The organism is Actinoplanes sp. NPDC051343, assembly GCF_044455125.1.
In the GTDB taxonomy this organism is placed as follows: domain Bacteria; phylum Actinomycetota; class Actinomycetes; order Mycobacteriales; family Micromonosporaceae; genus Actinoplanes.
Map to the genome: position 1 here is coordinate 245,149 of NZ_JBITEL010000003.1, position 18,520 is coordinate 263,668.

General features: G+C 73.0%; 19 protein-coding genes. 11 read left to right on the forward strand and 8 right to left on the reverse strand.

What is annotated here, in order from left to right; translation table 11 throughout:
- Positions 1-56: 56 nt before the first annotated feature.
- Together ACIA5C_RS11745 and ACIA5C_RS11750 are read left to right on the forward strand one after the other, a co-directional pair.
- The gene (locus ACIA5C_RS11745; RefSeq protein WP_396053440.1) at positions 57-413 is read left to right on the forward strand and encodes a YciI family protein; all 357 of its coding nucleotides are present in this window, start codon (positions 57-59) and stop codon (positions 411-413) included.
- Positions 410-1,621 (forward strand): RNA polymerase sigma factor, encoded by a 1,212-nt coding sequence (locus ACIA5C_RS11750; protein WP_396053442.1) that lies wholly within the window; start codon positions 410-412, stop codon positions 1,619-1,621. Before ACIA5C_RS11745 ends, ACIA5C_RS11750 begins: the two co-directional genes overlap by 4 nt.
- Here the strand turns inward: ACIA5C_RS11750 and ACIA5C_RS11755 are convergent.
- The gene (locus ACIA5C_RS11755) at positions 1,596-4,343 is read right to left on the reverse strand and encodes an AAA family ATPase (protein ID WP_396053445.1); all 2,748 of its coding nucleotides are present in this window, start codon (positions 4,341-4,343) and stop codon (positions 1,596-1,598) included. The genes ACIA5C_RS11750 and ACIA5C_RS11755 overlap by 26 nt on opposite strands.
- A gap of 90 nt (positions 4,344-4,433) precedes the next feature.
- Between ACIA5C_RS11755 and ACIA5C_RS11760 the strand changes: the two genes are divergently transcribed.
- Both ACIA5C_RS11760 and ACIA5C_RS11765 read left to right on the forward strand, forming a co-directional pair.
- A complete protein-coding gene (locus ACIA5C_RS11760) occupies positions 4,434-5,225 on the forward strand; it encodes a class I SAM-dependent methyltransferase (protein ID WP_396053447.1) in 792 nt (263 codons plus the stop codon).
- Positions 5,222-5,440: a hypothetical protein gene (locus tag ACIA5C_RS11765; protein ID WP_396054363.1), complete on the forward strand. Its 219-nt coding sequence runs from the start codon at positions 5,222-5,224 to the stop codon at positions 5,438-5,440. The genes ACIA5C_RS11760 and ACIA5C_RS11765 overlap by 4 nt, the downstream gene beginning before the upstream one ends.
- Here ACIA5C_RS11765 and ACIA5C_RS11770 read toward each other — a convergent pair.
- Complete coding sequence (locus ACIA5C_RS11770) at positions 5,369-5,701, reverse strand: aminotransferase class V-fold PLP-dependent enzyme (RefSeq protein WP_396053449.1); 333 nt, start codon at positions 5,699-5,701, stop codon at positions 5,369-5,371. The two genes, ACIA5C_RS11765 and ACIA5C_RS11770, sit on opposite strands and share 72 nt — an antisense overlap.
- Here ACIA5C_RS11770 and ACIA5C_RS11775 point away from each other — a divergent pair.
- Positions 5,682-6,560, forward strand: a complete 879-nt coding sequence (locus ACIA5C_RS11775) for an LLM class flavin-dependent oxidoreductase (protein WP_396053451.1) — start codon at positions 5,682-5,684, stop codon at positions 6,558-6,560. The two genes, ACIA5C_RS11770 and ACIA5C_RS11775, sit on opposite strands and share 20 nt — an antisense overlap.
- Positions 6,561-6,566: 6 nt before the next feature.
- Here the strand turns inward: ACIA5C_RS11775 and ACIA5C_RS11780 are convergent, their stop codons facing one another.
- A complete protein-coding gene (locus ACIA5C_RS11780; RefSeq protein WP_396053453.1) occupies positions 6,567-6,737 on the reverse strand; it encodes a hypothetical protein in 171 nt (56 codons plus the stop codon).
- Between the two features lie 221 nt (positions 6,738-6,958).
- Positions 6,959-7,132 (reverse strand): TrmO family methyltransferase, encoded by a 174-nt coding sequence (locus ACIA5C_RS11785; protein WP_396054315.1) that lies wholly within the window; start codon positions 7,130-7,132, stop codon positions 6,959-6,961.
- Positions 7,133-7,374: 242 nt separating this feature from the next.
- On the opposite strand from ACIA5C_RS11785, the gene ACIA5C_RS11790 reads away from it, so the two are divergent.
- Positions 7,375-7,530 (forward strand): nucleotidyltransferase family protein, encoded by a 156-nt coding sequence (locus tag ACIA5C_RS11790; protein WP_396054317.1) that lies wholly within the window; start codon positions 7,375-7,377, stop codon positions 7,528-7,530.
- Between the two features lie 107 nt (positions 7,531-7,637).
- Here the strand turns inward: ACIA5C_RS11790 and ACIA5C_RS11795 are convergent, their stop codons facing one another.
- A complete protein-coding gene (locus ACIA5C_RS11795) occupies positions 7,638-8,375 on the reverse strand; it encodes a hypothetical protein (RefSeq protein ID WP_396053455.1) in 738 nt (245 codons plus the stop codon).
- Between the two features lie 214 nt (positions 8,376-8,589).
- Here ACIA5C_RS11795 and ACIA5C_RS11800 point away from each other — a divergent pair, with 214 nt between their 5' ends.
- Both ACIA5C_RS11800 and ACIA5C_RS11805 read left to right on the forward strand, forming a co-directional pair.
- Positions 8,590-9,117 carry a sigma-70 family RNA polymerase sigma factor gene (locus tag ACIA5C_RS11800; RefSeq protein WP_396053457.1) on the forward strand — a complete coding sequence of 176 codons (528 nt, stop codon included), beginning with the start codon at positions 8,590-8,592 and terminating at the stop codon, positions 9,115-9,117.
- Positions 9,114-9,809 (forward strand): anti-sigma factor family protein, encoded by a 696-nt coding sequence (locus ACIA5C_RS11805; RefSeq protein WP_396053460.1) that lies wholly within the window; start codon positions 9,114-9,116, stop codon positions 9,807-9,809. The genes ACIA5C_RS11800 and ACIA5C_RS11805 overlap by 4 nt, the downstream gene beginning before the upstream one ends.
- A 6-nt stretch (positions 9,810-9,815) precedes the next feature.
- Here the strand turns inward: ACIA5C_RS11805 and ACIA5C_RS11810 are convergent, their stop codons facing one another.
- Both ACIA5C_RS11810 and ACIA5C_RS11815 read right to left on the reverse strand, forming a co-directional pair.
- Positions 9,816-11,519, reverse strand: coding sequence for a protein kinase (locus tag ACIA5C_RS11810; RefSeq protein WP_396053462.1), 1,704 nt, complete (start codon positions 11,517-11,519; stop codon positions 9,816-9,818).
- A 125-nt stretch (positions 11,520-11,644) separates the two neighbouring features.
- Positions 11,645-14,416 (reverse strand): BTAD domain-containing putative transcriptional regulator, encoded by a 2,772-nt coding sequence (locus ACIA5C_RS11815; RefSeq protein ID WP_396053464.1) that lies wholly within the window; start codon positions 14,414-14,416, stop codon positions 11,645-11,647.
- Between the two features lie 52 nt (positions 14,417-14,468).
- Here ACIA5C_RS11815 and ACIA5C_RS11820 point away from each other — a divergent pair, with 52 nt between their 5' ends.
- Entirely contained in the window at positions 14,469-15,440 is a 972-nt protein-coding gene (locus ACIA5C_RS11820) for an ABC transporter substrate-binding protein (RefSeq protein ID WP_396053466.1), read from the forward strand.
- 43 nt (positions 15,441-15,483) lie between these two features.
- The gene (locus ACIA5C_RS11825; RefSeq protein ID WP_396053468.1) at positions 15,484-16,149 is read left to right on the forward strand and encodes a GNAT family N-acetyltransferase; all 666 of its coding nucleotides are present in this window, start codon (positions 15,484-15,486) and stop codon (positions 16,147-16,149) included.
- Between the two features lie 21 nt (positions 16,150-16,170).
- On the opposite strand, the gene ACIA5C_RS11830 is transcribed toward ACIA5C_RS11825, so the two are convergent.
- Complete coding sequence (locus ACIA5C_RS11830; protein ID WP_396053470.1) at positions 16,171-16,950, reverse strand: BTAD domain-containing putative transcriptional regulator; 780 nt, start codon at positions 16,948-16,950, stop codon at positions 16,171-16,173.
- Between the two features lie 403 nt (positions 16,951-17,353).
- Between ACIA5C_RS11830 and ACIA5C_RS11835 the strand changes: the two genes are divergently transcribed.
- Positions 17,354-18,514, forward strand: a complete 1,161-nt coding sequence (locus tag ACIA5C_RS11835) for a hypothetical protein (RefSeq protein WP_396053472.1) — start codon at positions 17,354-17,356, stop codon at positions 18,512-18,514.
- Positions 18,515-18,520 lie beyond the last annotated feature (6 nt).

An 18,520-nucleotide genomic window follows, 5' to 3' on the forward strand; every position in this document is an offset into this window, starting at 1 on the left:
TCGGGTGGGTGTGCGGATCCTCACCGACGGATCCGAATAGCCGGAAGGTCGGGAAAATGGCCAAGTATCTGCTGCTCATTCACGGGGTCGACGAAGAGTGGGAGGCGATGACGGAAGAGCAGTTGAGGGAGCACGACGCCGCCCACGTGCGGTTCCGGGAGGCGGCCGGCAAGCGGGTGGTGGGCGGGGAAGAGCTCGCGGCGGCGTCCACCGCGACGACCCTGCGCACCGACGGCGCCGGCGGACTGATCACGACCGACGGGCCGTTCCTCGAGACCAAGGAGGTGCTCGGCGGCTTCTACGTGCTCGAGGCGGCCGACCTCGACGAGGTCACCGGGCTCGTGGCGCTGCTGCCCGAGGTGCGGGCCGGGCACAGCGGTGTCGAGATCCGACCGGTCGTCGACCACGGATGACGTCGTCCGACGTGGTCGCGGCGGTGGCGCAGGCCCACCGCCGCGACTGGGCGCAGGTACTCGCGACCACCGCGCGCCTGACGCGGAACCTCGACCTGGCCGAGGAATGCGCTCAGGAGGCGTTCGCCCAGGCACTTGCGACGTGGCCGGGCACCGGGATCCCCGGCAACCCGGGCGGATGGCTGACCCACGTCGCGCGCAACAAGGCCCACGACGCGTTGCGCCGGGAGGCGGCGCTGAAACAGAGACTCCCGCTCCTGGTGACCGGGGAGGAGGACGATCCGGGCGACGAGCGGCTCATGCTGATCTTCACCTGCTGCCACCCGGCGCTCGCCCGCGAGACCCAGGTCGCACTCACCCTCAAGCTGGTCTGCGGGCTTTCCACGGTCGAGGTCGCGCGGGCCTTCCTGGTCTCCGAACCCACGATGGCCGCCCGTCTCACCCGGGCCAAGAAAAAGATCGCCGCGGCCCGCATCCCCTACCGCGTGCCCACCCCGGAACAGTTGGGCGAGCGCCTCGGTGCCGTCCTCGACGTCGTCCACCTGATCTTCACCACGGGCCACGCCCCGCCGGCCGGCGATCAGGTCGTCCGTCGCGATCTGGTCGACGGCGCCATCGCCCTCGCCCGGCTCCTGCACCTGCTCATGCCGGCCGAGGCCGAGGTCACGGCGTTGCTCGCGCTCCTGCTCTTCCATCACGCACGCTCGGCGTCGCGGCACTCCGGCGACGGCGCCTTGCGTCTCCTTCAAGACCAGGACCGTACGGCGTGGGACCGCACCCTGATCGACGAGGCTGCCAGTCTCCTGGCCGAGGCCCTGCGTCGGCGACCGCCCAGCCGATTTGCCGTGCAAGCCGCCCTCAGCGCGGTCCACGCGGAAGCGCCGTCCTTCTCCGACACCGACTGGTCGGAGATCGTGGCCCTCTACGACGTGTTGCGCCGCCTCTGGCCCGGCTCGAGCGTCGTCGACCTCAATCGCGCCGTCGCCGTCGGCATGCGCGACGGCCCGCAGGCCGGGCTGGACGCGCTCGACCCGCTGCTCGCCGAGCCGTCGCTGGCGACGTACGGCTACCTGAGCGCGGCCCGCGCCGACTTCCTGCGCCGTCTCGGCCGAACGACCGAGGCGGCCGACGCCTACCGCGAGGCGCTGGCGCTGACCGCCAACGAAGCCGAGCGCGCGTTCCTCAGCGGACGCCTCGGGTCGCTGTGAGCCCGGCTCGCGTGGTCACGCCGAGCTTCTGGAAGACGTGGGTCAGGTGGGTCTCGACCGTACGCCGGGTCACGAACAGCTGCTGGGCGATCTCCCGGTTGCCGCAGCCGTTCGCGGCGAGGGTCGCGACGCGGAGCTCGGCCGGGGTGAGGGCGTCCCACCCGGACGAGGCGGTCCGGCGGGGACGCGCGCCGGCCGCCAGCAGCTCGGTCCGGGCCCGGTCGGCGAGCGCGCGCATGCCCCCACGGGTGGCCAGGTCGAGGGCGCGGATCAGCGGTTCGCGGGCGCTCGCGCGCTGACCGGCCCGGCGCCGGGCCGCCCCGAGGTCGACCAGAACCCGGACCAGTTCCAGCCGGAACGGGCTGCCTTCCAGGACGTGGACCGCTTCGGTGAGTCGTTCGATCGGCGTACCGGTGCGGGCGGCCGCGCGGAGACCGGCGCCGTGCTGTCCGGTGGCATGCGTCCGCCTCGCCAGCTCGATGTGCTCGTCCGCGAGAGCCCGGGCGGCCGGCATCTCGCCCAGTTCGGCCAGCGCCAGGCAGTCGTCCACCCGCCAGGTGGCCAGCGCCGGATTTACCATGCCCAGCCCGCGCCACTCGTCGGCCGCACGGAGCAGCGCCTCATGCGCCTCAGCCGGCCGGTGCCGGGCGAGCAGCAGACGCCCCCGCCGCTCGGCGAGCATCGGCGCCGTCAACGACCCAGCAATCACCGCCGCCCGGTCCAGCAGGCGCGCGGCCTCGTCCAGCTCGTCCTGCTCGATCAGCACGTCGGCCAGCGGCAGCAGCGACCAGATCAGGGCGATCGGCGGGCTGCTGTGCTTCTTGAACTCGTACGCCATCCGAGCGTCCTCGCCCGCCTCGTCGATCCGCCCGGCCGGCACCTCGGCCATCGCCCGCAGGAACCCGCCGTGCGCCAGCGCGATCAGCCACCCCTTCGGCCGGGCCGTGTCGATCAGGGCACCGCACCGCTCGCGCGCCCCGTCCAGGTCCCCGCAGGCGATCATCGCGATCGTGGCCGTGGTGCCGAGGATCGAGTCCGCGTCCTCCTCGTCGTCGGTCGCCCCGCGCAGCAGCGCGCGGATCTCCTCGGCCGGCCGCCCGTCGTAGAGCGCGATCCACGCCTCGTTGACCCGCCCGACCGGAACCGTCCGCCCGCCCACCGGCGAGGCGAGCCGGGCTCGGGCGTCGTCCCGCCAGCCCGCCCAGATGCCGGCGTTCCCGATCAGCTCGGCCTCGATGCGGGCGAGCAGCCTGGGCGAGACCCCGTCCGTGCATTCCAGACCGCGCCGGCACAACCGCAGCGCATCGTGGAAATATCCGGCGAGTCCGAGCGCGCGCGCACCGGCCAGCGCCAGCCGGGCCCGCCGCTCGGGTTCGGTCGCGAGGTCGAGCGCCTCGCCGAGCAGCCCGGCCGCCTCCGGTCCGGCCTGGGTGGCGAGCAGCAGCGCCAGTTCGGCCCGCACCTCGGCCTCGTCCCCGGCTTCGCCGGGCGGCTCGTGGAGGGCCCGCCGCAGGAACGCCTCGGCGCTTTCGAGCGCACCCCGCCGCCCGGCTCGGCGGGCGGCCACGCGCAGCGCTTGCACGGTCGCCGGGTCCCGCGACGGCTCGGTCCGCATCAGGTGCAGGGCAACGACTTCCGGGTCGGCCCGCTCGGCCGCCAGGACGCCGGCCGCGCGCCCGTGCCACAACGCCCGCTCCCCGGGCGAAATCCCCTCGTGGAGGGCGGCCGCCACCAGCGGGTGCACCAGCGCGTAGGTTCCCTCGGCCGTCGCCCCGCGCAGCAGCCCGGCCTCGCCGAGCCGGTCGGCCGTCCGCGCGGCGCCCGCCGGGTCCAGACCGGCCAGAACGGCCGCCTGGCGAAGCGGCGCCGCCGGCCCGAGCACCGCGAACGCCCGCGCGAGGTCGCCCACCCCCGACGGCAGCCGGGCCAGCTGGCGGTCGAGCACGCGCGCCACCTGCTCGGGCCCGAACGTGCCGAGCCGCGCCCCCACCTCGTCGGTCGGCTCGACGCCCTCCGCGACCAGGTGCGCCAGCAGGGCCCCGAGCAGGAACGGATTGCCCGCGGTCACCGCGTGGCAGGCCAGCGCGAACGACGGCCCGGCGCCTGGCAACCGATGGCCGACCAGGGCGGTCACCGCGTCCGGGCCGAGCGGGACCGGCCGGATCGGTGGCGTGGACGCGGCCGCCAGCAGCTCGGCGAGCAGGCCCGGCGAGGCGGGTGGGTCGCCGGAGCGTACGGCGCCGAGCACCCCCAGCGGACGGTCGCCGAGCCGGCGGCTCAGCTGGACCAGCCAGCGCAGCGACGGCGCGTCGGCCCAGTGCACGTCGTCGACCACCAGCAGGGTCGGCACGCGGTCGGCCAGGCCGCAGGCGAGCATGGTCAGCCCATAGGCGGCCGCGTGCATGGCGTCACCGGCCAGGGCCGGCTCGGAGAAGTCGGCATCGAGGGCCCGGCGGGCCGGGCCGGTCCACGAAGAACTGTCCCGCAGCGGCGCGAACAGCTGGCGGGCGATGCCCCAGCCGGCGTCCTGTTCGAGCGGGCTGCCACTGGCCCGCAGCACTCGCAACCCGGACGCGTCGGCGGCCGCGGCGAGCAGGCTCGACTTGCCGATGCCGGCCGGCCCGCAGACGATGATCACCTGGCCCGCGCCCTGGCGCACGCCGCTCAGATGGCGACCGAGGGCCGCCATCTCGGCGTCACGCTGCATCAGAACGCGGGGCATGGGCCGAAGGTACGTCCGGTCGGCGACAGCCGAAACCTCGTGGTCGCCTCCACGACGCAACAATGAGCCGTCCGGCCGAGCATCGACACCATGACCACTTACTCGTTGCTGCGTGAATCCGCCGAATACGACCGCCTGCGGGCCCAGGCCCGCGTCTGGGAGACCGCGACCGCCCGCCTGCTCGACCGGATCGCCCTGCCGGTCGGCGCCCGCTGCCTCGACGTCGGCTGCGGCCCGGGAGAGACCGTGCGCCTGCTCGCGCACCGCGTCGGCCCGTCGGGTCACGTGACCGGGCTCGACTCGGACGCCGCCCTGGTCGGCGTGGTCAGCCAGCAGATGCCCGGCAACTGCGACATCCTCGTCGGCGACGTCACCCGGGACCCCATCGAGGGCACCTACGACCTCGTCTTCGCCCGCCTGCTCCTGTTCCACCTGCCGGAACGGGTCGAGGTGGTGCGCCGGCTCTGGGATGCGGTCGCCCCGGACGGTCACCTCGTCATCCAGGACTACGACCTCACCTCGGCCTGCTGCGTGCCCGCCGCGCCGGGCGTCGAGGACGTCGCCCGCCTGGTCATCGAGTCGTTCACGGCCGCCGGCTGCGACGTCCGGGCCGGCCTCAAGCTGCCCACCTTCCTGAAGGAGGCGGGCGTCGGAACGGCCGACGGCACCGACGTCTCCGGACTTCTGTTGCCGCTGAGCCAGGGCGCCCAGATGCTCGGGCACGTCCTCCGCAGCCTGCTCCCGTCCGCGATCGCGAACGGCGTCACGACCGGGGACAAGGCCGAGGCGGCCCTCACCCGGCTGAACGACGACGCGGCCGGCGACCCCGACCGTCCCATGCTCTGGCCGCTGATGGCCGGCATCTGGAAGACCCGGCCATGACCGGCCTGGACGTGAACCGGATCCGCGCCCACTTCGACTTCCCGGGCACCGGCCGGGTCGTGACCGACAACGCGGCCGGCACCCAGCCGCCGCGCGAGCTGGTCGAGCTCTTCCGGGAACTCACCCGGTCACGGCGTCGGACATCAGGCGATCCGCCTCACGGCGCGGAGGCCACCGCGTCGACCGCGCGGTCGACGTCCTCCTCGTTGTTGTAGACCGCGAAGCTCAGCCGGCGGGTCGAGCCGCAGCGCGTGGTGGGCCAGCGTGGCGCAGTGGCAGCCCGCCCGCGCCTCGACGCCGCGCTGGTCGAGGCGCTTGACCACGGTGAAGGGGTCGGTCCCGGCCCGGTTGAAGGCGATCAGCGAGGCCCGCTCCCGCGGCCCGTAGACGGGTCCTCCCGGGCGACGCCGCTCGCATGAGCCGGGACGAGCCCTGGGCGCCGGGTAGGCTGCGGCCATGATCCGGATCGGCTTCATGTTCGACCGCGACCGGCCTCCGGCGGAGCTCACCGGCTACGCGGCGCTTCTCGAGTCGCTCGGCGCCGACGACCTGTGGGTCGTCGAGGACCTCGGCTGGGCCGGGTCGATCGCGTCGACCGCGTTCGCGCTGGCCGCCACCGAACGGCTGCGGGTCGGCATCGGCATCGCACCGGTCGCTCTGCGCAACGCGGCGCTGCTGGCGATGGAACTGGCGATGCTGGAGCGCTCGGCGCCGGGCCGCCTGGTCGCCGGCGTCGGACACGGGGTGCCCGAGTGGATGGCCCGGGTCGGCGCGTCGACGCCGCGCAAGCTCGCGCTGCTGGAGGAGACGATCGTCGCCGTACGCGGCCTGCTCGCGGGGGAGACCGTCGAGCTGCACGGCCGCGAGGTGACGGTCGACGGCGTCAAACTCGTGCATCCGCCGCTCGCGGTCCCGCCGATCGTCACCGGGGTCGTCCAGCCGCGGTCGCTGGAGCTGTCCGGGCGGGTCGCCGACGGCACGATCATCGCCGAGGGGCACGGCCCGTCGTCGATCGCCGACGCCCGCGGCCACATCGCCCGCGGGGCGGCGTCCGGCGACCGGCCCGCTCACGAGCTGATCGTCTTCGCTTTCCTGCGCGTCGACGACGATCCGTCGCATGCCACCTCGGTGACCCGGGAGGCGATCGAGGGCCAGGCGGCCTGGCTCGGCGTGCCGCCGGCCGACGTCTACACCCTGACCGGCCCCGCCTCGTCGTTGCCGGCCCGGATCGCCGAGCTGGAGGCGGCCGGGGCGTCCACGGTCATTCTCCGGCCGCTCGGGCCGGACCCGGACGCCCAGACCCGGGCGGCGCTGGCCGCGATGAAGCCGCGCTAGGCCGCCCTAGTGCAGGTGCCGCGGCCGGCGCCGGTCGGCCCCGGCGAGGCGCGCCTCACGCGCCTTCTCGGCCAGCGGGTACTCCGCCCTCGGATCGGTGTACGACTTCGTCTCCCGCGCCACGGCGGCAAGAATGGCGACCGCCTCCGCGGTGGTCGGCTTGCGGTTTCTTCGCATGGCCACCAGCCCCCGACATTCCGGCGAAAACATGCTCCTCACACGCTGAGAACCATCGATCAGGTTCACCCTCCGAGCCAACCGATTTCCCACCCGCCGACGGCACCGCGCCGGCCGCATCGACAGGCCCTCTGGCCAGCGCCGACATGCCGCAGAAACCGCCCGGCCGGGCCCGACCGGCTCGATTGTCGCCATGCCGACACGCCGGTCGGTCGGCCCGGCTACCAGTACGACTTCATGACCTCGTGGACCCAGGCCGGCTCGCGGATCTCGGCGGCCGGCGGGTTCATCTCGGTCAGGTAGGGCTTGATGTCGAGGACCGGGGTGCCGTCGATCGCGTCCAGGCCCTGGACATGCAGGTGGAGGCCCTTGATGACCGACGTGACCGGGCCCAGTGGTCGTCCTCAGGGGTGGTGCGGGCCGTGCGGACGGTTCCGATCGGGGTCAGCGAGGGGTGTCTGAGAGCACGCCGTCATCCTGCCACCACGCTGGGACAAAACAGGCAACCGCTGACTGGGCCGGGCCTCGGCCAGCGCGGCGATCGGGGCGTCTTGCCGGAGCCCATAGCCGGCTTCCTCTTGACGAGCAACTTGGCGAACTTCGTGCGGCGTTGTCCTGTGATGATGTGTTGACCGAGGTGCTCACGCCGGCTGCGACGTTGGACCTTCACGGCTGGTATGTGACGGCTGGGTGCGTGTTCCAGACCGTGTGGAATGTGGTGACGGGCAGGCCGCCGACCAATGGCATCAGGGACTACGACGTCTTCTACTTCGACGCCAGTGATCTGCCGTGATGGACCGCATGGACTGTCGGACGTGTTCAATCTCGGCTGGTGCGCGCACGTCGAGGCGGCCCTGGCGGAGCCGCCTCGACGCTTTTACCAACCGGGGGACGGGAAGACTATTTGTTGGGGAAGACCGGGACGTTGGTGGTCCTGCCGCCGTTCGGGGCCACCGCGAACCACTTGCCGTTGACGCCCTGGCCGTTGATGTCGCCCGGCTTGGCGTCGGCGATGAAGTAGTAGACCGGGTGGCCGTTCACGGTGACCTGGCAGTGGCCGTCGGCCCGCTCGACGTAGCCGACGATCTTCGGGTCGACGCCCTTGGGGTAGATCTTGCCGGGTGATTTGATCAGCAGGGGTGGCCAGGCCTTGGCGCAGTCGCCGTTGCAGTTCGACTTCGGGGGCCGGGCGGTGTCGTTGTCGAAGACGTAGAGGGTGCGGCCGGCGCCGTCGGCCAGGTAGGTGCCGATCTGCGGGTTTTCGGTGGCGTCCAGTTCGACGGTGTGGCTGCCCGTGGTCCTCGACTTCGGCGGCGTGATGTTCGTCTTCGACTGGCCGCTGTAGATCTTGACCCACTTCTGCGTCTTCGCGACCGTCGGCGACGGCACCGGGTCGGCGGCCGCCGGGGAGTCGGCAGCGGAAGGGCCGGAAGCGGAAGGGCCGGAAGCGGAAGGGCCGGCGCCGGCCAGTACGGGCGGCTCGCCGGGACCCTGCGCGGGCGGTGGTGCGGCGGCGGTCGCGGCCACCGGAACGGTGATCTCGGCCGTCTGGTGCGAGGCTGCGGCCGGATGCGAGCAGGCGGCCAGTCCGGCGCCCAACCCGACCAGCGCCACCGTCAGAGTGATGCGCCTGTTCATGACTGCCCTCCTCGAAGAGACCTGCCACCCACACGACGCCTTGCGCCCGGATGGTTCAGTGCCGAGCTGTGCCAATTCGCGGGCGGTTTTGATCCGACCGGAGCCACGGGGACGTATCCACGGAAGCCACCGGCCCGTCCCCTGTCGCCTTCGGACGGACCGTGCCGCATGCTGACCATGGCGGCGCGTCCGGTGCCGCGGAGGGTGGAAGGCGATGCCGTCAACGAGCCGGGAGGTGGCCGATGAGGCTCTGGTCAGATCACTGTTCACCGAACACGGACGCGCCATGCTGGCGTATGCGACACAGCTGACGCGAGATCGCGCCGCGGCCGAGGACGTGGTGCAGGAGGCCCTGGTGCGCGCCTGGCGTCACCCGGACAGCCTGGCCAACGGCAAGGGCTCGGTGCGCGGCTGGCTGCTCACCGTGGTCCGCAATATCGTGGTCGACCAGGTGCGGGCCCGCGCCCGCCGGGCCCCCGAGGTGGGCGAGAGCCCACCCGACGCCGCGGTGGAGGGCGACCATGCCGATCGCATCGTCACCTCGATGGTTGTGGTCGATGCGTTGAACCGGTTGTCCCCCGAGCACCGTGAAGTGCTCGAGCAGGTTTACCTGAAGGGCAACACCGTGGCCGAGGCGGCCAAGGAACTCGGCATTCCGCCCGGGACGGTCAAATCCCGGTCGTTCTACGCGCTCCGCGCCCTGCGCGAAGCCGAACCTCAGATTGTTAGGGCAGCGTCATGAATCCGCCGACCAACGAACACGTGGACATCGCCGGCTACCTGATGGAGATGTTGACTCCGGAAGAGAAGCAGCAGGCGGACGAGCACCTGAGCCGCTGCGCCGAGTGCCGGGCCGAGGTCGACTCGATGCAGTCGTGGGCGGACGCCCTGCGTGAGGTGCCCGAGGAGATGCTCCTCGACGGGCCACCCGACGGTGCCGACCTGCTCCTGCAGCGGACCCTCCGGCAGGTGCGGCAGGAGTCCGGGGCCAAGCGCTTTCGGCGTACGGCGATGCTGGTCTCCGCCGCGGCCGCAGTGATCGTGGTCGCGATCGGGGGCGGCGTCATTGTCGGCCGTTCGACCGCACCCTCCGGCCCGGTCGCCGAGCCGACCGCCTCGGTGGTCGCGGGCACCCGCAACGGCGCCGCGGAAGACCCGACGACCGGCGCCCGCATGTCGGTGACCGTCACGCCGGCGGCCGGCTGGGTGCGGGTCGACGCCACCGTCGTCGGCATCAAGCCGGGCGAGAAGTGCCGGGTCGAGGTCGTGGCGAGGGACGGCACGAAGGTGCTGGCGGGCAGCTGGCTCGCCTCGGCGACCGCCGAGACCAAGCCGGTCACGCTCAACGGCAGCGCACTCATCGACCCGGCGCAGGTGCAGGCCGTCCGCGTGGTCAACACGGCCGGCCAGCAATATGTGCAGGTCAACGTCTGAAGGCGGTCACCAGTCGAACGCCGGCCCTCGAGCAATGCCACCGGGCAGGATCGAGCGGCCGGTGTACGTCCAGGTCTCGGCCACCAGGTAACGGTGCCCGTGCGGCGCCTGCAGGTCGACCGGGCCGCAGTTGTGCTTCATCTCGAAGTCGGTGAACAGCAGGCCCTTGCACGTGAAGGGTCCGGCCACGACCGCGTCGCTCGACGCGTCGCGCACCGAGAGCGTGAAGTCGGCCTGGATGCCCGGCATCGCCTCGGTCATGCCCATCACCCGGATCGCGTCGCCGAGCGAGTTGCACGGCTTGGCCAGCACCGGGTGCCCGAGGTCCCAGGTGTAGTCGTCGCCGCAGCGCCACGGCCCGAATTCGACCGACCCGCCGGCCGTGCCCGGCCCCACGGTCACCGCGGCGTGCGCCGGTCCCGCCGTCACCGCACCGGAGGCCGCGGGAGCCTCGAACGCGCCCGCCGGCGGTAGCCCCTCGGTCGGGGTGCCGGCGACCAGCACCGGCGGCGCGGCGGCCGAGGAGGGTCCCGGGGAGGCGGACGCGCCCGGCGAGGCCAGGCGCTCCTGCGCCGGGAGGTGGATCATCGGCCCGGTGGACTGGACGGCTCCGCGGGCCGGGGTGCTGTCGAGCACCCGCCACAGCTTGACCCCGCCCACTCCGGAGACCGCCATCAGGCCCGCGATCAGCGCGACCATCATTCCCGGCCGGCGCCAGACCCAGGACCGCGGTCCGTTACGCGGGCGTCGGCGGGCGGGCTCACGGCGTACGGAAGGATGCGCAGGCGCCTTCGCGCTCAGCGCCGTCATCCTCTCGGCGACCGGCAGGGCCGGCTCGCCGGCCGTCTGCCGCGAGAGATCGCGCAGAGCGATGGCGAGCTCGCCGGCCGATGGCCGGCGCCGGGGGTCCTTGTCCAGGCACCAGGCGATCATGTCCCAGACCGCGTCCGGCATGCCGGACGGACGCTCCGGCTCACTCTCGACGTGGCGCCGCAGGACGGCGAGCGGCTCCCCGGAGTACGGCGTGTGCCCGCTGACCAGCTCGTAGAGCACCACCCCGACCGCGTAGACGTCGGCCGCCGGATCGACCACCCCGGTCGCCGCCTCGGGCGCCATGTAGTGCGGCGTGCCCATGATCGCGTGGGGCGTGGTGAGCCCGGCCGTGTCGAGGACCCGGGCGATGCCGAAGTCGGTCAGCTTGACCTGGCCGGCGCCGTCGGCCTGCGTTTCGAGCAGGATGTTGTCCGGCTTGACGTCGCGGTGCACCACGCCCAGCTCGTGGGCCTGGGTGAGCGCCGCCGCGACCTGGGCGAGCAGCTGCGCGGCCTCGGACGGGGGCACCGTGCCGGAGGCGATCAGGCGGTCGCGGAGGGTGCCGCCGGCGACGAAGTCCATGACCAGAGCCAGCGACTCGCCCACGCTGAAGAGATCGCGGACGCCGACGATGTTGTCGTGACGCATCATCATCAGGATCGTGCGCTCGCGGACGAACCGGGTGACCAGTTTGGGCTGCCGCAGCAGCGAGTCGTGCAGGAGCTTCACCGCGACGTAGACGCCCGAGCTGCGCTCGATCGCCCGCCACACGGTGCCGGTCGCGCCCTGCCCGACCGGCGCGATGAGGATGTACGAGTTGCCCACGCACCGGCCACTGAGGTCGGCGGTGGCGGCTTCGGCCGAGGTGCTGCCGGGCCGCGAGGGGGATGACTGCACGTGTCGTCGGATCCTTCCGCGCATCGGTGGTCCAAATGCGAGGAAGAGCGTCTCGTTCTCACTTGTCGTCCGGCAACCCGTTACCGCCCGATCTGGCATGCACAGTCAGTCACAGCCCGGACCCGTCACTTTACGGACGGTGACTCGTTGCCGGAGTTGTCGCTTAAATGATCCTTAACTCCGAGGATCGACCGGAGTCGCGCGATGTCCGGATAGCGGGCCGTCTCGAGCAGGCCGAGTGCTGCCGCCCGGGCCCGCTGGGCGTTCTGGTCGTCGGCGAGCGCCCGATGACACGTGTAGAGGCCGATCAGCGGCTCGATGCGCAGGCCGGGCACGTCACCGTACAGCTCGAGGGCCTCCTCGAAGGCCGCCACCGCCTCGTCGATCCGCCCGCTGACCTGCAGCATCCGGGCCAGCTGCATCCACGAGCTGGCGGCGCCGTGCAGATGGGACAGGCGCAGGTTGATCTCGACGCTCTCCCGGAAGTGGCGCAGCGCCTTCTCCCGCCCGCCCGGCTGATAGTAGTGATACCAGCCGATCGGATGCAGCGTGTTCGCCTCCTCGACCCGCCCCAGCGGCTGGGCCATCGCCCGGTAGAGCTCGCGGGCCTCGGTCGCGTACGGGAACGCCGCCTCGGCCTGCTGCCGCGACGGCACCTCGTGCACGCCGGTGATGCAGAGCGCCACGCTGAGCAGCCCGTGGGCCAGGCGCAGCGGGTCGCCGGTCTGCCGCCCGACCTCGATCGCCCGCTCCAGGTCGGCGCGCGCCTCGGCCCGCCGGTTGAGCCGCAGGTGGCCGCGGCCGATCAGGTAGTGCAGGAACCCGACCCACCACGGGTCGTCGTCCTCCCGCGCCACCTCGAGAGCGCGGCGGGCCAGGTCGATCGAGTCGTCCAGGAAGTACCGCAGGTCCTGCTGGTAGGACGCGAGCGCCCAGGCGAACCGGCCCAGATGCTTCGGGCAGACCTCGGTCAGGGCGAGCAGGTTGCCGTATTCGGCGTCCATCCAGGCGAAGGCGGCGGCCCGGTCGGCGAACGCCACCGCGGCGGCCTCGGCCGGACCGGGGCCGAGGCGGTCCGGACTCCGATAGGGGTAGAGCACGGCGCTGGCGTTCCCGGCCGAGTACAGGTGGTGCTCGACCAGGCGCAGAACCACCCGGCGCCGGTCCTGTTCGGTGTCCCTGCTTGCGGTGAGCTCCCGGGCGTACGCCCGAAGGAGGTCATGGAAGCGGAACCGGCCCGCCTGGCTCTCGATGAGAAGGTGGGCGTCGCGTAAGCGACGCAGCAGGGCCCGCGTGCCGGGCCGGCCGAGGGCGGTGACCGCGTCGACCGCCGGCACCGTGAGATCGGGCCCGGGGTGCAGCGCGAGAAGGCGGAAGAGGTCGGCCTCGTCGGGCGCCAGATGGCGATAGGACCAGGAGAACACCGCGCGAAGGTCGGGCAGGGACTCGAGGCCCTCCTCCTCGGCCAGTTCGGCGGCCACCGCGGGCAGTGGGAAGGTCGCCGCGCGGGCGGCGACCAGGGCCAGGGCGAGGGGCAGGCCGCCGCAGCGCGCGACGATCGCGTCGCGGGCTTCCGGGTACGCGTCGACCGCCGCACCCAGCCGCACGCGCAGATAGTCACGGGCCTCCTCGTCACCGAACGCATCCAGCGGCACGGGTAATGCACCGTCCGCGACGACCAGGCCCTGTAACGCGCCACGGCCGGTCACGACGACCGCGCATCCTCCGGAGCCCGGCAGCAGCGGACGCACCTGGTCGGCGTCGCGGGCGTTGTCGAGCACCAGCAGCATCCGCCGCCCCGCCAGCACGCTGCGGAACAACGCGACCCGCTCGGTGCGGCCCGGCGGCACCCGGTGATCGGGCACGCCGAGCGCGAGCAGGAACGAGAACAGCACGTCACCCGGGTCGGCCGGTGCGTCCTCGGGACCGAAACCGCGCAGGTCGGCGTAGAGCTGGCCGTCCTCGTAGCGTTCGGCGGCCCGATGCGCCCAGCGCAGCGCGAGCGTCGTCTTGCCGACCCCGCCCGGCCCGGTGATCACCGACAGCGTGCTGGTGTCGAGTGCCGTCAGCTGTGCCTGCCGGCCCTCGAAGACGGTTCCCGAGCGCGGCAGCTGAGCCGGCCGCACCGCTTGTCGCATCGCTTCGGCCAGCACGTCCAGGCGCTGCTCCCGGATCGCCTGCTCCAGTTCGGACAGCACCGGCTCGGCGTCCAGCCCAAGCTCATCGGCCATCCGGAGGCGATGCCGCCGGAGCACGTCGAGCGCGTCCGACGAGCGGTGCGCCGCCCAGAGACTCAGCGCGAGCAGCCGGAACGCCTCGCCCCGCAGCGGCTCGGCCTCGGTCAGGGCGGTCGCCGCGGGCACCGCGTCGGCGGTGCGGCCCACCCGCAGCATCGCCTCGACCTCGCGCTCCTGGGCCGTCCGGCGTAGCTCCGCGAGCCGATTGATCTCGCCCTGCGCCCACGGCTCGTCCGCGAACTGCTCGTAGGGCGAGCCCCGCCACCACGCCAGACCGTTCTGCAGCGTCTCGAGCGCCTCCGGCGGTGGCAGATCGGGCGCCCGCAGCACGGCACGCTCGAAATTCCAGGCGTCGACCGCGTCACCGGGCAGGCGTAGCGCATAGCCGGCCGCTTCGCTGACCAGCACGCTGGGTGCGGCTCGGGGTGGGCGGTCCGGTTCCAGCAGGCGGCGCAGCCTCGAGACGTACGCCTGGAGACTCACCGTGGCGCTCGGCGGCGGTGCCCCGTTCCACAGCTGGTCGGCCAGCCGGTCGGCGGGCACGACGCGTCCGCGCGCCGCGACCAGCATGGCCAGTACGGCCTGCCGGCGGTCGCTCCCTGTCATGGTGACCGCTCCGGCGCGCACTTCGACCGGGCCGAGCACGCGTACCTCGATCATCGGCTGCCGATATTAATAGGTTCAACCAAATGCGCTGTGGTACTGGTGATCTATGCAGCGATCATCGGTCAAGATCGGCGCGCTCGTTCCGCTCAGCCGGCCCGGGTGGGTGGAGGCCGGGCGGCACCTGCTCGCCGGGCTCTCGCTGGCCGCCCGGGAGCTCGAGATCGACGGACGGCCGATCGAGCTGACGGTGCGGGACAGCACCGACCCCACGGCGGTGGACGAGCTGGCCGGCCTGGGCGCGGCCGCGCTGGCCGGCGAATACCACAGCGTGACCGCCCGGGCGACCGCCGCCCGGGCCGACGCACTCGGCCTGCCGTTCCTGTGTTCGTCCGCGGTGCTCGACGCGCTCACCGACCAACCCACCGACCGGGTCGCGCGCCTCGCCCCGGCCCAGTCGCACGGCTGGTCGGTCTACGCCGGGTTCCTCCGGGACGCGGGTCACCGGCGGATCGCGGTGGCCGCCCAGCCGAGCGTCTACTGGGAGGCGGGCACCCGCATCCTGCGGAACCATCTCGACGTCGTCGAGGTCGACCCGGCCGCGGTGTGCGAGGAGCTTGTCGACAGCGGAGCGACCGCCCTGCTCGTCCTGACCGGTTACCCGGAACCGGCCGCGTCGATCGTCGGTGCGGTCCGCGGCGACCCGCGGCTCGCCGAGGTGCTGATCGGAGCGCCCGCCGGGCAGCCGGAATTCGCCGACTGGGCGGGCGTCCCGTTCCTGCGCTACCTGCCGTCGCGTCTGGGCCCGCTCGGCACCCGCGTCTCGGCGGCGCTGGGGTCCCCGTCGTTCGTCGCCTTCGAGGGTTACGACACGGTGCTCGTCCTCGCCGAGATGTTGCGCTCGCCCGGCGCGTCCTGGGCCGACGTCTCCTGGGCCGGCGTCGACGTCGAAGGCACCCGCGGTCGCATCCGGTTCTCCCGGGTGCCCGGCATCAGCGTCTGGCAGTGGGCGTGGCCGCCGGTCCAGGTGGTCGACCGGGACCCGGCCGATCCGAGTCGCTTCCGGATCCTGCGCACCTGATATTCGATCGTTCGCGGGGATCGGGCCGGGCAGGATGCACGGCATGCTCGCCGAACTGTGGCCGCTCTACGGCCTGACCGTTGCCACCCCGAGGCTGGAGCTGCGCCTGCCGCGGGAGCAGGAGCTGGCCGCCCTGGCCGATCTGGCCGGGCGGGGCGTGCACCCGCCCGGCGAGCGGCCCTTCCTCACGCCGTGGACCGAGGGCAGCTACGCCGACCGGGCGCAGTTCGTGCTCCGGGGTCACTGGCACCAGCTCGCGACGTGGGAGGTGGCCGACTGGGGGCTCGGCCTGGGAGTGTTCCTCGACCGGCGTCCGATCGGGATGGTCAATCTGCGGGCGCGCCACTTCCCGGTGGTCCGGGAGGTCACGACGGCCTCCTGGCTCGGCCTGGCGCACCACCGTCAGGGTTTCGGCACCGAGGCCCGCACCGGGTTGCTCGGCCTGGCCTTCGACCATCTCGGCGCGGCCGCCGGGCTCACCGAGGTGTTCCAGGACAATCACGCGTCCCAGGGCGTCTCCCGCAAGCTCGGCTATCGGCCCGACGGGATCTCGGTCGACGCCCGCGACGGGGAGGCCGTCGTCTCCGACCGCCTCCGCCTGAGCGCCGAAGGGTGGCGTGCGCGGGAGCATGCCGCCGTGACGGTGACCGGTCTGCAAGCCTGCCGGGCCTCGTTCGCCGTTCAGTCTCCCGGGCAACCCCCGGAGTAGATCCTTCCCGTGGGCGAAAACTCAGCGCAGGGCCAGCCGGGCGCCCGGGTCGGGTTCGCCGCGGGCGACGCGGTCGCCCAGGTCCTGAACCTCCGGGCTGGGGCCGATGCCGAGCTCACTGTCGAGAATCCGACAGAGTCGTCGATAGTGGTCCAGGGCCTCCGGGCGGCGGCCGGCCCGATAGAGGGCGGTGATCAGCAGGGCGTGGCCGCGTTCGGTCAGGGGATCGTCGGCCAGCAGCGTCCGCAGACGGGGTACGGCCTCCAGGGGATGGCCCAGCTCCACGGTCACCGCGGCCAGGTCGAGCGCCGCGTCGCGGCACATTTCGGAAAGGCGTACGGCGTGCGCGTCCAGGAAGGCACTGCCGGTCGTGCCGGCGAGGGGTTGACCGTGGTGGAGCGCGACGGCGCCCCGCAGCTCGAAGGCGGCGCCCTCCAGGTCGTCCCGGCGCAACGCGTCAGCGGCCCGCAGCGTGTGCTGCTGGAACCGGGTCACGTCGAGCGAGTAGGCCGGGGCCAGGAAGACGTAACCCCCGTCGCGCCAGTCGATGCGGACCCGGGGCTGGCCGGGCGGGGCGTCGAGGACGCGGCGGAGACGCGAGAGGTACGTCCGGACGGCCGCGACCGCCGTCTCCGGCGGCCGTTCCCACAGGGCCTCGACCAGCTCGTCGATGGTCACCAGGCGGCCGGCGCGCAGCAGCAGGACGGCCAGCGTGCTGCGCTGCTGGGGCGTGCCCAGCCGGAGCTCACGGCCGTCCCGGTGGGCCCGCACCGGGCCGAGCAGAGCGAACGTGATCGTCATTGGAGGCAGTCGTCGAGCGGTCCGTGCTGCTCGTGCCGGCAGCCTTCGTCAGGGCGGGGCGTCGTGGTGGCGGGCACGGCGGAACTCCTCGAAACGTTTCACTGAGTGGTCGCCCGGAGTCTGACGCAGCCCACTTGCGGCCGACTTGCAATCGACTTTTCGGCCGCACCGCCCAAGACCGTGACACGACCGGGAAACGTCGCGCATCACCCTTTCGGTGCGGATTCGGGCGCCGGACGATTTCCGAAAACATCGACGATCGTCGGCGGCGCACCCGGCCTTCAGTCCCTAGACTGTCCCCGACACTCGCGAGAGGTTCCGCCAAGCTTCATGCAACGAGCGTCTTCGACGATCGGGCCCCCGGTCGTCGATCTCTGCGGACGACGGAGGTTGCGGCGTGGGCGTGTCGAACGGACCGAGCCAGCGACTCAGCGCGGAGCGGTTGCGATCGGCTCGGCGCCGACCCAACGAATCGCAGGGCGGCCTCTACGTCTCGCGGACCGCGTCGACCATGTCCAAGCAGTCCGGCGACCATCTGCCCCGCACGGCCGTCGACGCGTCGGTGCGGCACCTGCACGACCTGGCCCACCAGGGCAAACTCGCCGAGGCGGCAGCCGCCGCGCAGGGCGAGGAGCGCATCGAGCTGACCGGCGCGGCCTACGCGGTGGTGTGGCCGATCGTCTACACCCGCCTCACCCGGCGCTTCGAGCAGTTGCGCGGGCACGCGGCCTGCGCGGCCGGTGTGTCCAACCTGGCCGACGAGTGTCTCGACCGGTTCCACGACGACGTCGAGTTCGTGGTCGAAGACCTGCTCGCGCACGCCCGGCAGCCGATCCACCACCTCGAGGCGTGGATCGCCGCCCGGCTCACCGCGGCGACGGTCGACGGGCACCGCCGGTTGCGGGGCCGGCGAGGCGCGCTGCAGCGGCCCCGGCTGCCCAACTGGGTCGCCGACGGGCTCGGCCACGACCCCTGGCTGACCGCGCTGGCGACCGAGATCCTGGTCTGGGTCGGGGTGACCAGCACGGCCGGCACCGAGGTGTGGCCGCTCGAGGCGTGGGCTCAAGAGCGCGGCCAGCGCACCGGTGACTGGGCGGGCAGTGAGCCCGGCGTGGTCGCCCGCGAGGTCGAGACCGTGCTGACCGTGATGCGCCGCCGCGCCAATTGGTACGAGTCCTATGTCGAGCGTCCGCTCGGCGCCAAGCAGGCCCCGGTCGCCACGTCCCCGGTCGGCGAGGCGACCGGCGAGGTGGCGAAGCCGCTGTCCCTGGTCGAGCCGGCCGCCCAGGTCGACTCCGAACTCCTGCGGCTGGCCGCCGAGGCGGTGCGCGCGATCGACGCCCGCATCGCGACCGGCGAGCAGGCCGAGCGGGTCGTGGTCGACGTGATCCGCGCGGTCTTCGGCGGCTCGTTCACGGCCACCCTCGACCGCGCGCCGCACGCGGTGGCCGATCCGCTGGGCGGCGTGTCGGGCGCGCTGTCCAACGTCGGCACGGTCAACCGCATCGTCGCCACCGTCCTGTCGATCATCGGCGAGCGCCGCGGCGACCAGCGCTCGGCCTGACCGGTC

Coding starts and splice junctions, on each gene's coding strand:
- ACIA5C_RS11745 (WP_396053440.1), top strand. CDS start 57: ATGGCCAAGTATCTGCTGCTCATTCACGGGGTCGACGAAGAGTGGGAG.
- ACIA5C_RS11750 (WP_396053442.1), top strand. CDS start 410: ATGACGTCGTCCGACGTGGTCGCGGCGGTGGCGCAGGCCCACCGCCGC.
- ACIA5C_RS11755 (WP_396053445.1), bottom strand. CDS start 4,343: ATGCCCCGCGTTCTGATGCAGCGTGACGCCGAGATGGCGGCCCTCGGT.
- ACIA5C_RS11760 (WP_396053447.1), top strand. CDS start 4,434: ATGACCACTTACTCGTTGCTGCGTGAATCCGCCGAATACGACCGCCTG.
- ACIA5C_RS11765 (WP_396054363.1), top strand. CDS start 5,222: ATGACCGGCCTGGACGTGAACCGGATCCGCGCCCACTTCGACTTCCCG.
- ACIA5C_RS11775 (WP_396053451.1), top strand. CDS start 5,682: ATGATCCGGATCGGCTTCATGTTCGACCGCGACCGGCCTCCGGCGGAG.
- ACIA5C_RS11770 (WP_396053449.1), bottom strand. CDS start 5,701: ATGAAGCCGATCCGGATCATGGCCGCAGCCTACCCGGCGCCCAGGGCT.
- ACIA5C_RS11780 (WP_396053453.1), bottom strand. CDS start 6,737: ATGCGAAGAAACCGCAAGCCGACCACCGCGGAGGCGGTCGCCATTCTT.
- ACIA5C_RS11795 (WP_396053455.1), bottom strand. CDS start 8,375: ATGAACAGGCGCATCACTCTGACGGTGGCGCTGGTCGGGTTGGGCGCC.
- ACIA5C_RS11800 (WP_396053457.1), top strand. CDS start 8,590: ATGCCGTCAACGAGCCGGGAGGTGGCCGATGAGGCTCTGGTCAGATCA.
- ACIA5C_RS11805 (WP_396053460.1), top strand. CDS start 9,114: ATGAATCCGCCGACCAACGAACACGTGGACATCGCCGGCTACCTGATG.
- ACIA5C_RS11815 (WP_396053464.1), bottom strand. CDS start 14,416: ATGATCGAGGTACGCGTGCTCGGCCCGGTCGAAGTGCGCGCCGGAGCG.
- ACIA5C_RS11820 (WP_396053466.1), top strand. CDS start 14,469: ATGCAGCGATCATCGGTCAAGATCGGCGCGCTCGTTCCGCTCAGCCGG.
- ACIA5C_RS11825 (WP_396053468.1), top strand. CDS start 15,484: ATGCTCGCCGAACTGTGGCCGCTCTACGGCCTGACCGTTGCCACCCCG.
- ACIA5C_RS11830 (WP_396053470.1), bottom strand. CDS start 16,950: ATGACGATCACGTTCGCTCTGCTCGGCCCGGTGCGGGCCCACCGGGAC.